Annotated in this window: 11 protein-coding genes; 1 reads left to right on the top strand and 10 read right to left on the bottom strand. The window is 39.5% G+C overall.

Features of this window, described 5'->3' with window-relative positions:
• Nucleotides 1-224: 224 nt before the first annotated feature.
• Complete coding sequence (locus H6G83_RS27260; RefSeq protein WP_190477881.1) at nt 225-2,219, bottom strand: zinc metalloprotease HtpX; 1,995 nt, start codon at nt 2,217-2,219, stop codon at nt 225-227.
• A gap of 196 nt (nt 2,220-2,415) precedes the next feature.
• On the opposite strand from H6G83_RS27260, the gene H6G83_RS27255 reads away from it, so the two are divergent.
• Nucleotides 2,416-3,579, top strand: coding sequence for an endo-1,4-beta-xylanase (locus H6G83_RS27255; RefSeq protein ID WP_190477879.1), 1,164 nt, complete (start codon nt 2,416-2,418; stop codon nt 3,577-3,579).
• 230 nt (nt 3,580-3,809) lie between these two features.
• Here H6G83_RS27255 and H6G83_RS27250 read toward each other — a convergent pair whose 3' ends face one another.
• The 9 genes from H6G83_RS27250 to H6G83_RS27210 all read right to left on the bottom strand — a co-directional run bounded on the left by H6G83_RS27250 (nt 3,810) and on the right by H6G83_RS27210 (nt 14,310).
• The gene (locus tag H6G83_RS27250) at nt 3,810-5,240 is read right to left on the bottom strand and encodes a sugar transferase (protein ID WP_190477877.1); all 1,431 of its coding nucleotides are present in this window, start codon (nt 5,238-5,240) and stop codon (nt 3,810-3,812) included.
• Nucleotides 5,241-5,349: 109 nt separating this feature from the next.
• Nucleotides 5,350-6,123, bottom strand: a complete 774-nt coding sequence (locus H6G83_RS27245; RefSeq protein ID WP_190477874.1) for a WecB/TagA/CpsF family glycosyltransferase — start codon at nt 6,121-6,123, stop codon at nt 5,350-5,352.
• 42 nt (nt 6,124-6,165) lie between these two features.
• Entirely contained in the window at nt 6,166-7,311 is a 1,146-nt protein-coding gene (locus H6G83_RS27240) for a glycosyltransferase family 4 protein (protein ID WP_190477872.1), read from the bottom strand.
• 133 nt (nt 7,312-7,444) lie between these two features.
• Nucleotides 7,445-8,320: a glycosyltransferase family 2 protein gene (locus H6G83_RS27235; RefSeq protein ID WP_190477869.1), complete on the bottom strand. Its 876-nt coding sequence runs from the start codon at nt 8,318-8,320 to the stop codon at nt 7,445-7,447.
• A 68-nt stretch (nt 8,321-8,388) separates the two neighbouring features.
• Nucleotides 8,389-9,405 carry a hypothetical protein gene (locus H6G83_RS27230; RefSeq protein WP_190477867.1) on the bottom strand — a complete coding sequence of 339 codons (1,017 nt, stop codon included), beginning with the start codon at nt 9,403-9,405 and terminating at the stop codon, nt 8,389-8,391.
• An 81-nt stretch (nt 9,406-9,486) separates the two neighbouring features.
• The gene (locus H6G83_RS27225) at nt 9,487-10,758 is read right to left on the bottom strand and encodes a glycosyltransferase family 4 protein (RefSeq protein ID WP_190477865.1); all 1,272 of its coding nucleotides are present in this window, start codon (nt 10,756-10,758) and stop codon (nt 9,487-9,489) included.
• A 1-nt stretch (nt 10,759) separates the two neighbouring features.
• Nucleotides 10,760-12,025, bottom strand: coding sequence for an O-antigen ligase family protein (locus tag H6G83_RS27220; RefSeq protein WP_190477863.1), 1,266 nt, complete (start codon nt 12,023-12,025; stop codon nt 10,760-10,762).
• 31 nt (nt 12,026-12,056) lie between these two features.
• Nucleotides 12,057-12,983, bottom strand: a complete 927-nt coding sequence (locus H6G83_RS27215; protein ID WP_190477860.1) for a glycosyltransferase family 2 protein — start codon at nt 12,981-12,983, stop codon at nt 12,057-12,059.
• A 4-nt stretch (nt 12,984-12,987) separates the two neighbouring features.
• Nucleotides 12,988-14,310, bottom strand: coding sequence for a flippase (locus H6G83_RS27210; protein ID WP_190477906.1), 1,323 nt, complete (start codon nt 14,308-14,310; stop codon nt 12,988-12,990).
• Nucleotides 14,311-14,336 lie beyond the last annotated feature (26 nt).

Here is a 14,336-nt window from a genome sequence, read left to right as displayed (position 1 = left end):
ACCGCTATAAGTAGCCGATTATGTAGAGACGTTGCATGCAACGTCTCTACCGCGAAACATAAAAATTTGCATACAACGTCTCTACCGCGAAACATAAAAATTTGCATACAACGTCTCTACCGCGAAACATAAAAATTTGCATACAACGTCTCTACAACAAAAACATAAAAATAGGGCAGTTGTTAACCGCCCTAGAAATCAACAGCAAATCAGAAATCTCACAATTAACTGCTCAATAACACACTCACAACAATTCCTGCAATGATAAATCCACCACCCAGGATAAATGACCAGAAACGATGGTAACTATTGACAATAGTCCCGTTTTCACTTTGCAGTTGAATCAAGTCCATCCAAGGCGCAACACCCCGACGGAACCAACCCACAGCCCCTACTTGTTGACCAAGCAAACTTTGTACTCGGTTCATCCCAAATAAGAAATTACCGATGGGGCCAAAACGGGAGGCGTAGTGTAAATACAGCATTCCACTACGGTCTTGAATTTTCAAATCAGAACCAAATTTATAACCTGCATCACCACGACCAATTAATAGACCTTCCAGTTTGGCGGGTTGTCCACGTAATGGGCTGGCGTAGGGGTCTGACATGAGGGTGAGAACGTCGGTTGCTGGGGCTTGTTGATAGTTGGGGAACATCACCAAAGCTTTGATGACAATTCCGATCCCTAAACCAATGAATGGCGCAGCAATAGACCAAGCTGAGTTTTGAGTGCTTGTCCACAAAATGGTAGCAACAACCAAACCTGCTAATAAACCGATGGTTTCTGCCCCATACAGCACCACATCTAATAAGAAGTTACCGTAAAGCTTACTCTTACTTAGGCTTTTACCTTCGCCAATAACTCGTCCCATGTCAAACTCAGTTGGTAAACCTAGCTGTTCGGCGTAGGTGCTGAGGGCGCGGACTCGTTTACCAGTCAGGGGGTGAGTCGAATTTAACTCCATCCACCAACCCCAGGGGTTAAAAATATCCCACAAAAAGACGCGACCAATTTTTTGGGTATCTGAGGCTATACGGTAGGCGGTTCCTGTGGATGCGGCGGCTTTCGGGTCATAGATACCTAAAGCCCTTGTTCCTTCAATTAAACGGCTGGGTTCCTGTGACCGTGAACCTTCCTCTAAAATCCCATAGGCAATCTTGACTAAGGCGCGGGATAAGCCATTGGGGTTTCCTGTGCTTTCTGCGGCGAAGTGGTCAGCAAAGTATTCTCTAGTACGGGAGAGATACAGGAGTAGGTAAGTCCCCAGGATGTAGAAGATATAGGCCACCAAGGCGGCTGTTTGCATTGCATCTTTGATTTTGCTATCACCACCGCCACGTCCCAATCTTCTGGCTGTGCTGTAAATTAAGTAGCAAATCTGCACTAGGGTAGATGCGATCGTCATCACTGCAAAGTCCCAATGGACGATGTGTCCTAGTTCATGGGCGTAGACGGTAGCAATTTCATCATCATCTAGGTAAGTGAAAAGCCCCTGACTGACGACCAAGCGGGCGCTATTGGGTAAGGAACCGTAGGTAAAAGCTGTGGGGTTTTGGTCGTTGATGATACCCAGGCGGGGAATTTTCAGGTTTTTTTGCTGACAGACTTGACGAATAACTCTGGCTGTCTCAGGACTATAGCTTTCTACCTCTGCTAACTCTACCCAGCGAGTTTGGTAAAGCCAGCTTTGGGTTAAGTCCATCAGGAAGGGAGACAAGAAAAAAGCGAGGATATTAAAAGCTAGGGTAATACCAATTGCGATCGCCAGTCCTTGGAGTGGATCGTCGCTACCTAAAATAAATACCAAGCTCAAACCTAAAGCCAACACCATGCCAAACAGCAAGGTCATGGTGACACCAGAGGCTAATACCAAACTACCACCAACACCCCCCATCGCTAATTTCACACCAGTCGTAGCTGCACGTCCAGCTTTTTGAATCGTGCTAGACTGATTATGAAGATTTTGGGGTAAAGTTTGACGCGCTGTTTCTGCCCAACTCCGTACCTCTGGGTTTTGGCTCATCATCAGCTTTTGACACATAATCGCAGCTTTGTCTGGTTCGCCTGCACCTTGATACGCTTTCATCAGCCACATTTGCGCGGAAAGATAATCTGACGAATTTTGATCAGCACAATTGCGGCAGAACTGTTCTAATAATTGAACTGCCTCTTGATAACGCCCTGTTTTAAAGGCATCCAATCCAGATTGCAATGACATAGAGTCTCCTTAGTCAAGGAGTAGTATTTGATCCATCAATATCAATAGCTACAATCTTTGTCATCTTGTTTTCGCAAAAATTTAAAATACTATATTTGCCTGATTAACTAGTTCTTTTCTCCGTATATTTACTCTTAATAGTTTTAAGTTTTAATGGGCAATATAGTAAAGCCTGTATTTACAATTAGGTACATGTATGTCCCAAAGAAGAAAATTTTTAAAGAGAGCCGGATACACCACCCTATCTACCTTACTGGCAATGGGATTTTTACACCGAGATAAGGGAGATCATGATAGGGAAAATGCGGCCTTTGCCAACTATGAAATTTCCACTACACCCCTACGACAATTAGCAGCTGCAAAAGGAATGCGTTATGGCGCAGCAATTGCTGGAGATGCTTTACAAAAAGAAGCAGACTACGCCAATTTATTAGCCCGTGAATGTTCCATCGCCACACCCAATGGGGAATTAAAATGGTCAGCCACGGAACCCCAGCCAGGAGTCTTTACTTTTACAGCCGCAGATGCGATCGCCAAATTCTGCCAAAACAATAATATGGCCATGCACGGTCATACCCTTGTCTGGCATACAGCAAGACCTGATTGGGTTCCCTATCCCCCTACCCCCTCTAGTTTTTCAATATTTGAACGCCATGTCAGAGGCGTTATGGGGCATTATCGCAACAGCACTGTTCTCAAGTCTTGGGACGTTGCCAACGAAGTCATAGCTAACAGTCCAGAAGAAACTGATAACCCTTATGGTATACAGAGAGGGTTCAAGCCAGAAGTATTGCGAGACTTATTTTTACTTGCGGCTAGCGTCGATCCCAATAAAAAACTATGCCTTAACGAATTTGGGATTGAGAATGGCGGTTGGAAAGCTCAACAATTTCTCAAGACCATAGAATATTTAAAAAATAATGGAGTCAAAATTGACTGGGCTGGTTTTCAGTCCCATTTATGGTTTTCCACTGCCTATCCTTTCGATGCCACAGGATTTAGTAATGTCTTACAACGGTTGAAAGATATGGGAGTTAAACCAGTAATCACAGAGTTGGATATTATTATTGATACGCCTTTTCCAGCGACTCTGGCACAACTAGATCAAATGGTAGCCGACGGTTATAAAAGATTTCTTGATCTGTGCTTTGCTGGTGGAGTCGATACCATAATTACATGGGGCATCACAGATCGCCACACCTGGATACGTCAGCCTGAGTGGATGCCACAAATATATAAAAACAATCCTCAATACCAAAACTATCTACGTCCCCTTCCCTTTGACCAGAATTTGCAACGTAAACAAGCATTCTATGCTATTTCCCAGGCTTTTAAAGAAGCTCGTGATGTCAGGCTGTAAAATAACCTTTCCAGAAAGGGCTGAGGATTGGGAAATGCCTACCCTACGTAACTAAGAATTTCCAAGCACTACCTAACTTTTTCCCTAATATGGAAAAATTTAACCCTCTTTCCTACCAAAGAAGGAAGCAAATTTAGAACCTCTCTCCATTTCGGAGAGAGGTTTTTCAAAACCTATGAAAACTAGACTTTCATTATTCTTACTTGTGTTCTATTCCCTCCTACCTAAAATCAATGCGCTCCTGTTTTCTGCACCACAACCTGAAAAGTTTGGAGCAAAATCCGCAAGTCCAGCCAGAGTGACCAATTCTCAATGTAATCCATATCTAACTTGAATGCGTCTTCAAAGTTATCAATATTAGAACGTCCAGAAACTTGCCATAACCCAGTGATTCCAGGTAAAACTTCCTGACGAATGAAATGACGTGTTTTAAACTTCTCAACATCACGTAGAGGTAAAGGACGAGGCCCGACAAGACTCATTTCGCCTAGAAAAACATTGAAAAGTTGTGGCAACTCATCTAAACTGTAACGGCGTAAGAACTTACCCACTTTGGTAATTCGCGGGTCATCTTTAATTTTGAACAACACTCCATCTTTAATTTCATTTTTAGCTTCCAATGAAGCTTGAATTTTTTCTGCATTTGTCACCATCGTCCGAAATTTCCAAATTTCAAATGCTTTCCCATGTAAGCCAACACGTTTCTGCCTAAAAAAGATTGGGCCAGGAGAATCTAATTTAACGACGATAGCAATTAACAGATATAGAGGTGATAACAAAATAATGAGAGTGAAAGAAAAACAGAGGTCGAAACAGCGTTTCATCCAAAAATCACCACCGACAATAATTGGTGCGGGAATGGTTGGGAAAAACACTTCTCCTATCATGTCGAATGTAGATTTAGGTAGAGAAAATTCCCCTATTGTTGGTAGCATACGCACAGTAATGCCCGCATTATAAAAATGCCAACACAGGAATAAACGGTTTTTGATACTATTCCAAGAGATGAAAACTTGGTCTATATTCTTCTTCCGAAGATATTCAAAAGTCATCTCTCTATTTGCCAAGTCTAGGCATCGAGCATCTGCATAGTCTTGAATAGAAAAATAATTTTCTCTTTCTAGTAGCTTTATATAGTATTCTTCTCTGTCTTCCTCATCAGCAATAATAAAAATTCGATGGCGTATTGCTCCTTTGACGCGAAAAAAATTAGTAATGAAATTAAATAAATAACGATATCCACAGATAAAGACAAGAGCAAGCAACCAATATGCTAAATATTTGGTATATGCAAAATGCCTGTTCTCTGTGTAGATAAAGTTGATGAAAAACAAAAGTATACTTGACAAAGAAATACCTTTGATAACACCCCAATAATTACGGCGATGAACACCAGCATCATAAAGTCCAGTTGTTTGGAATATTGCTAATGTCAAGCCCAAATTTAACAGCAAAAACGATAATGTCTTAGCAGTCCAAATATCTAAGTTTGTCCCAGACAAACCAGATAAAACCCATGCCAGGCTGATAGATGCTGCGTCTAGCGACACAAGTATTACTATACGCATAAGGCGGATAAATAATCCTCGCTGCACTCTGGGAGTTCTCGCTGAACGCAAATCAGGTTTTAAATTTCCTAATGAAATATTGCTGGATAGCATGAATGTTTAACCCTTGGTAATCTAATTGAATTTTCATTAAATAATCGATTGATCTGGGTGATATTGTGTTTTACACAAGTTATTAACTTAAAAAACACAAAAGAAACATTTACTTTGATTGACTTGGCAAAATAAGAATTTCTCGTAAGAATAATATTCCTAAGAACCAAGGCTCAAGTAAATAACGCCGCCACAGCCTTTTCGGTTCACTAAACAATCGATACAACCATTCCAACCCCATTCTTCCCATCCAACGAGGGGGGGTAGGTATGGCTCCAGCCACATAGTCAATGCAGGCTCCACTGGTGAGAATAGCGTTTGTATTGATACTTTCCAGATTTTTTGCTATCCAATGCTCTTGACGCGGCATTCCCATACCAACCATTAAGATATGAGGCTTGTAAGCATTGATAGCTTCTATAGTGGCCTGATTTTCGGGACTATCTGGATTCATATTAAAGTAGCCATGCTTACAAGCAATCTGTAAACCTGGAAATTGCTGACGCAAAATGCTCGCTCCTCGCTCAACTACTCCTGGTTTAGAGCCTAAATAGAAGATGCGCCAACTTTGGATAGTAGCTTCCGCCATCAGTGGCCATACCCAATCAGCATAAGTAACTCTCTGTTCTCGTTTGATGGGATAGCCTAAGAGTTTGCCAATAAATACTATCGGCATACTATCGATGTGAGTATATTCTGCCTTCGCATAAAAATCCCTCATTTTTGGATCATTGTGGAACAGATAAAGGCTATGTAAATTGTGATTAGCAATAATCCATTTCTGATGTTGTTGAATAGATGCTGCAATTAAACCATTTAACTCAGGGATAGAAAGAGCATCGACTTGAACGCCAAGAAGTTTGTAAGAAGATTGTTTACTCATAAATTCATAACTATTTTGTAAATAGAAAATTTGACATTATAGTTAAGTAGCCTTGATCAAGATTTTTGCAATATTTTTTGCTTGAGCATCCCAAGAATATTTTTCTGTAATTAAGGAATACGCTGTATCGACCAGCGATTGATATTTATCAATGTTGGTCGCTGCTTCCAACACCGTATTAGCAACTTCTTCACTGGAGTATCCTGTAACTAAAAGATGTTCCAAGTGACGAAACTCCTCTAAGCCTCGTAAGCCCTCTGGAGTTGAAACAACTAACTTTTTAGTAGCAAAATAATCTAAGGCTTTATTGCGAGCGCCACCTGCCACAGCTTGTTTTGAAAATGGGAGGAGAGCAATATCTGCATATTGAAGATGGGTAACAAAATCTTCGCGTTTAGATAGGAAACCCAAAAAAGAGATATTACTAGGAAGTGGTTCAGCAATATCTTGAGTATCCCTACCAATGACAATAAAATGTACTTTTTCTTGATGACTTTCCAGGTGTTTGGCGACCTGAATAGTCATGTCTACAGACATATCGTTAGTAGGGAATTGAAAAGTTTTAGGTGCAATGACAACTACTATTTTAGATGGTCTGAATGCTTGGTAAGGGTCTTGTTCCACAAGAGGTTCGGCAACTAGTAAATCTTCTGCTACACCATTACCAACGCAATAAATATTTTGTGGAGATTTACCATACCATTGAGAAATGAGTTTAGGTGTTGATTCGCCTGCGGCAATAATTGGACAGTTAGAGAATATGAGTATTCCTTGTGCAATGTATGTCTTGATCAGTTGTCTCAACTCTTGAAAAGGATTAGCTACTGAAAACAAGCGTTGCCAATATTCATAGGCGGAAAATGTATGGAAGTCTAAAACAAGAGAAGGCTTATTTCGTCTTTTTAGGTTTAATGCGATTAAAGCAGCTAACCCAGGTAGTGTTTCTTGTGCATAGACAATATCTGGAGCAAACTCGTCTACACAGTTTTGAATATTTTTAATATATGACTGCAAACTTCTATGCCCAATTGACATAGAAGGAGCATAATCTACAGATGAGCAATCTAAGCCTAACTGAAAAACATCAAAATATTCAGTAAGATGTTGCCCTAAATAAAACGGTCTGGTAAAAGCACCAAATGGTTGCTGAGAATCAAGTGTCGAAACAATTAATAAGCGTTTGCCCATAATAATAATACTCTCGATTTGCTGTTATGAAAGGTAATGTCATCTGATTGACTAATTGATTCTGCATAAGTTAGAGCTACCAAAACCTTACTAACAAACGCAATCCTTTGAGAGTAAAGGATAAAGGTTTAGTTTAACTAACACTTTCAGAAAAGGTGGGTGAGTTTGCCAAGTTCTTGTACCCAATGATGGCTCTGATATAAGGCAAGAAGAAGTAGAATATCCAAAATGCTCCAGAGTGTCTGCTACAAAATGTAGCCCAAGGTTTTATAGGAAATCCTTTAATGTGCGACACTTTTTTCAATCGTTCTAATATATTTAGGTTTGGATCTACCCAACTATTGCGAACAGAATTTTTAGTGCAAGTTCCTATATGTCCTGGTGCTACCCATACATGACAACCCAATTTCCGCGCTCTGAGGGCGTAATCTAAATCTCCTAAACTGTGAATAAAAGCTGTATCTATATTGCCAACTTTTGCAGTAACGCTTTGAGGTATCAGCACACAATTACCGTACATAGCATCACATCTTTGCACCTCTAAAGTTGGCTCTAAAAATTCAAATTTGTTAGAGTACCACTTTTGAGACTTAACTGCTCCTCCATAAGTAGCTTTTTTTGTAATTGGGTCTTGAGTTGAACCAACTACAATTGAGTCTGGATAACCTTGTGCTGTTAAATTTTGATGTACCTCTAATAATTTATCTAAAGCATTCGGCTCTAGATATGTGTCATCATTTAACCACATATAGTAGTCATAATTATTTTGCATTGCTTTACCAAAGGCAAGGTGCATTCCCCCAACCCAAAATAAGTTGCCATTACCTTGAAGGATGTTTACCTGTGGGTATTTTGCTTTTACAGCTTCGGCTGTACCGTCGCTACTGCCATCATCAGTTAAGTAAACATCAAAATGATGTTTCTGTTGATATAAAGCTTGTAAACAGGTGAGAGTCGTATTACGTCTGTTATGACAGGTCATAATTACGGCTATGGTTGGTTTTTGCATGGCGGTTGGCTCGTGTAATTTTGGGATAATAGAAACAATAAACTTTAGTTTATTTAATAGATTAATGTTTAAAATTTAGCTGTCTTTTCTATCAATCTACTAAAATTAATTTTGATGTTAACTTTTTGAAGTTTTTGCTCGATTTTCCTAATCGCTAACATATATCGATGTAAAACTGATGTTCGAGCCATGTTGAGTCTAGTAACTTCTTCAGCTAACCATCGATATTTTTCGGAATTAATATTTAATTTTTTCATTTTTTTAATTTGGCTATGCCAATCTTTGTAAAAAAATAGGTTGAAATAATGGATAGATGTAATGTCTTCCCAATCTTTTACCCTTAATTCTGAGGATAGACGGTTATGTAAAGGTAGGGGATAACTGTAATTGGGTGAAAAATGTTCGACATTTTCTGCCAAAGCACATAAAGTAATCGATAAGACTGATTGTTCGACAAAGTAAATACCTTGAGGCGGGGTAATATTTAGGTGCATTACCTTCTCAAAGTTTTGTTTCCAAGCAGTAAAGATACCTGCACTTCTTCTGACAGCAATTAACCCAGAGTTCCAGTAGGCTCTAATTTTTTTGTTACCAATTGGTGTGTTAATAAATAACTCCTGCTTAACACCAAAAATTTGATATAGCTTGCGCCAGTACCATTCTTGCGGGTCTTGTGAACCTGTAGAACCTATTCCTTTACCATATTCAGGACGCATCCGTACATTACAACCTGCTGGTAATAAAAACTCTGTTGGTTCAGCAAAGAAGCATTTATCACTATCTAGAAAAACTAAAATTTCGGCATCAATATTCTGTTCTGCATAGGCACAAACTAGGGGTTTATTGGCTAAATAATATTGATGAAATTCTTGATTTATGGGGATTTGTTGGTGGATGACATGTAAGGCGGCGAAGGCTTCTAGGGTTTGTTTGGATATCGGCGCACCGACTCTGGGATGAAAACTATAGATTGGTGTATCTTTGAGATTACCGCAGAATTTACGAATACTTTCTGCTAGCATCAGGGATTGAGCTTCTAAACGACCAGGTTCAGTACAAATTACAAAAGCTAAGGGTATAGTCATAAAATTTAGAGAGGTTAGAGGTTAGAGGTTAGGGCGAGAATCATCTGTTTCATGTAGGTTAAAAGTGCTGTATTTATACGATTAAGTATGGAGTAAGCTGTTATTTTGTATATTGATGATTTCTTGAAATAAGGAGTGATAACGATGCGCTTGTAGTTCTAATGGGAACTCTCTCTCTGCTTTTTCACGTGCATAGAATGAGAGTTTTTGTAGTCTGTGTTCATTTTCTAGAACCCAAGCAATTCCTGTGGCAAAATCATCTACTACGTAAGGTTGAGCTAAATAGCCGTTCTGTTGATGGTCGATAATATCTTTGAGTCCAGTGGCGTTAAATGCTACGACTGGAGTCCCACAAGCTAGAGCTTCTGAGGCTGTCTGTCCAAAGGACTCTTGCAGGGAAGGTACTAGCATGACATCGGCGGCGGAATAGGCTGTTGCTAGTGAGATGTCATCGTTTAAATATCCTAAATAATGGGTTCGGAAGCCTAAATCAGGTGTATTTTCCGGTTTGTTTGCCCCAAAAATTACGACTTCTATGTCGTCTTTTTGACCAGCTTTGCTTAATTGTTGTAGAGCAGGCTGCAATAGATGAAAGCCTTTATTGATATCGCTGGTGGCTTGGATAGCACCAAAGAGAATCAGCTTTTTATCTTGGGGTAGGTTATGTATTTCCCGTGCAAAATGTTGATTGATAGGTCGGTATTTTTGTGTGTCTAAACCGTGGGGAATGACTTCGATGCGTTTATCCTGAAATAAAGAACTAGAACGAGCGCACTGTGCTAACCAATGGCTGGGTGAGACTAGAGTAATATCTAAATTTTTCCAAGCTTTGGATTTACGTTGCCATACCCAGTGTGATATATCTTTGTCTGTATTACTATACAGTTGGGGACAAGCTCCACAGGATAATTGATAGCGATCGCAACCTCCAGTAACGTGACATCCTCCCGTAAACCCCCACATATCATGGAGAGTCCATACTAATGGCTGCTTCAGTTTCGCTAAGGTTTCTATTTGCATAAAAGCAGCACTAACCCAGTGCAAATTAATTACATCTGGATTAATCTTTGCTACTTGAGGCGCAATTCTATCTGGTAGCCATTGCAGAAAAAATGGTGTACTTTTCCGATGACGATACAACTTTAAAGGTAAAGCTTCAAAGGTCAACTTAGCTTTAGCAATACCTTGAAATAATCTGATCCTTGGAGCTATGACTGTCTGATCATGGCTAGATTTTTCTTGGACTAGCATTTGTGAATCTAGCCCCATATTCTGTAAACCTCCATGCAGGCGATACGTAGCCCTAGCTGCACCACCGCTAATATCACTTGTACTCACGTGTAAGATTTTCATGTTAATTACTAAAAGTATTTTGAACTGTGATTAAAGTTAATTTATCGGTGCTAACTTGGCGATTTCGTTGATACTCAACAGTTAGACTTAAGGCAGTTGTGACATACATCAACCAATTCCAACTGGGAGTTAACAATCTCGCTTCTGTAAAATTGACAATGACAATAAGTATGAGCATCTGCACAGGCCAGTAATCTTCCGGTTTTTTGCCGATGGAAGTAATGCGACTTAACGCCATGAAGAAACATCTCATGAAACCAACAGCAAAAACGATAAAACCAAAGAAACCTAAATCTAACAGTAAATCTAGAAATCCATTATGGGAATTACTCGCCCATTCATAAGTAGCTCTGAGGTTAGATGCGTTAGGACTATTCCAAAAGCCATAATATCCATAACCAAACCAAGGTCTTTCCCAAACCTTAGAAATTACTCCTGCCCACAAGTCAGAACGTCCATTCAAGGTCAAGTCTTTACCAGAAGTACCAACTAAAGTTTCGATATGACTCATCAATACAAGAGAAAAACAGATGAGTAACATCAACCCTAAACTCATCATCATTACTTGTAGTTTATAGTTGGTCTTTTTCAAGAAGTTATAAAAAGGTAAAAGTAAGACCATTGTTAATACAATCGCTAAGGATGTGGTGGAGCGGGAAAAAATAATTAGGCATAAAGATACACCACATAATATCCACATCAACCAACGATATCGATTAATACTAAGACCCAGATGTAGAAACACTCCTGTACTCCAAGCCATCATATAACCTAATTCATTTTTATGCCCATAAATTCCCGACCACATTCCCGCCAATTCTGGCGCTACGTGAATATAACCGCCCATGAATCTGGAAAAGAACAGAGATAATGATGCGCCTAAGCCTAAAGCTAAAGCCATAAATCTCATTTGTTCTTTCAGGGTATAGCGTATGGCTAGATATGTAGCAATCAAGTATATTCTGATGATGCCTCTAACATAGTTAAGGGCGTTGCTTAAGTCTTCCGACCACAGTAGAGAAAATAAAACTATGCCTAACAATAAAAATTGTAAGGGGTTTTTAGTAATTACGTACAGAAATTTTTTCCAATGGATAAGGAGGAAATAAAATAAGATTAAATATGAAATTATATTTAATAAGGTATCTATTTTATCTCCTCCAAGGGGAGACATGGAAATTTCCTGTGCGGGTTTGATTGTCAATACTCCTGCAGAAGCTAAGATTAAGAAGATTGTTAATATTATTTCGCGTGTTCTTGTGTTCATTAGTTGTTAGTCATTGGTAATTATTCATGAGTTATTTTTTTAGTTTTGAATAGTCCCATCTTTTTTTTACTTTCTCCTTGAACACATCAATGATTTTTGCTTGATATACGGTTTTTTGGGTGAAAATGTCTGCTTCTACGTTACGAACAATATATGGTGGATGCTGGAGGGGAAATTCCATTGCTTGGGTTGGGACATTAATAAAGGAAAATTCTTGGTTAGAAGCAAAATGAGTAGAATCTGCACCAACGCCGACATTGGAAACTAAGTTTACTTTGGGTGTAATGCTTAAACTTCCCTGCATCCAACAAGCAAAAGTCCATTGATAATCCCAGGTGATACCTGTAGGATTATCGTAGATAGTTTGCAGTTTTCTCTGCCAATAACTGACTGCTTTGGGGTCGATGAGAATGTCATTTAAAAGATTTTCGGCTTGGACTTGTTTCCAGAGTTTCATATATAAATCATAATGTTGCCAAGCACGTCTCCATGTAGCCCAACCCCAGCAGTGGCTATAACGGGAGAAGTAATAGCTATAATTTGTTTGTTTATGTTGAGGCTGGATGTTTTGAGCGGAAATGCTAGCTATTCTCGTATCATTTTGATATTTTTCTAGTAGTTCCTCACAGAATCTAAAGAAGCTGGGATGGGGGATACAATCATCCTCTAAAATAATTGTCTGTTCTACATGACTAAAGACCCAATCTAAACCGCTAGATACTCTGACTGCACAGCCTAAGTTAACATCTGAGTAATTCTTGATAACTTCGCAGTCCCAGTCAACTCTCTCAATAATTTCTCTGGTGGCTTGGCATTTTTCTGCCTCATCTGCGCGGTCATGTCTAGGGCCATCGGCGATGACAAAAAGTTGTTTCGGTTGGGCTTGGCGAATCAGTTGAAAAACTTTTTCTGTGGTTTGGGGACGTTTAAAAATGATGAGGGTGATTGGTGTATTCATGTTGTTAATGTTTGAAGAAAGGGATAAGGGATTGAACTTGAATTTTGAATATTTTTTGCGTTCTTTTATCAAAAGCGTTGCATAAAAATGCGGCTGATGCTTGGGATATAATTGTGGCGATCGCTGCACCAAGTCCGGCGTATTGAGGAATTAGCAAATAATTAAGAATAATATTTAAAATTGCTCCAAATACGTTCTTACCTAAAGAGACATGATTTAAACCTTCGGCTATGAACCAAGGTGATGATGCAAAACCCATAAATACAAATATGGAAGTCCATATATGTACTGCTAATATTGTCCCGGCTTCTGCATAACCACTACCAAACATCACGGCAATTATCTTGTCAGATAAGAAAGTCATCGGCACAGCAATGGCTAAAGATATACAATTTAATAGCTGAAGTAATCGCCTAATACGCTGATAGTAACTAGTTTCCGATTTATCCTTAGCAGCATAGATTGAAGGCGCGACAGAAGAAACAATTGCTGCGGGGATGAAGTACCAAAGTTCGGAAATTCGCACAGCCGCAGAATACACTCCCACTTCTTGGTCGCCAATCATTTGACCGATCATAATTTGGTCAATTTTCATAAAAATCATGATGGCGAAGCCGGAGAAAATCAAAGGTAAACTTTCTTTGAGCAGGTTTTTAGCAACAGTCGTACTCCACCGCCATAACCAAAAGGAATTACCTTTAATTTGGTAAGCAATCACTAAACCAACCGCACACATTACCATTTCTGCTAAGGTCATCCAAGCAAAAGCTAACAATGGTGCATGGATAAGGATTAATCCCACCTTCAACAGGCTATTGAGCAGGAAGGCTATATTTTTAGCAATCACACTATATTTTGCCTGCACCTGGGATTGAAACCATAGTTCGATGGCTTCCGAAGCCCTGAAAATTCCTGCTACCGCTAAGATCACCACAAGGGAGATTTTCAGAGACTCGCGTTCGCCTAACAAGACTGTGCTACCAACTGCAAGGATGACAGAGGCTATACCACCGAGAAATTTTAACCAGAATGTGGTTCCTAATATTTCTTCTTTGTTGAATGATTCCTTTACAACATGACGGACGACAATTTCATCTAACCCTAGAGTGAGAACTGGCGTAAATAGGGTGACATAGGCGAGAGAGTAGTTAAACAGCCCATACTGTTGTACTCCTAAATAGCGTGCTATCCATACGCCGACAATTAAGCTAGCAGCCATACGCAGGATGCGATCGCCAAATAGCCAGCCTGTATTTGCAATAATCGCCCACAATCCCGAACGAGATTTGAATTTGGATAAGTTTGACAGCGTTAATTTACTTAGCATCTTCTGCTTACGCAAGTTTTTGATGA

The organism is Anabaena azotica FACHB-119, assembly GCF_014697625.1.
Classification (GTDB): Bacteria; Cyanobacteriota; Cyanobacteriia; order Cyanobacteriales; family Nostocaceae; genus Trichormus; species Trichormus azoticus_A.
The sequence above is the reverse complement of the archived record's forward strand: the minus strand, read 5'-3'. Positions and strand labels throughout refer to the sequence as shown.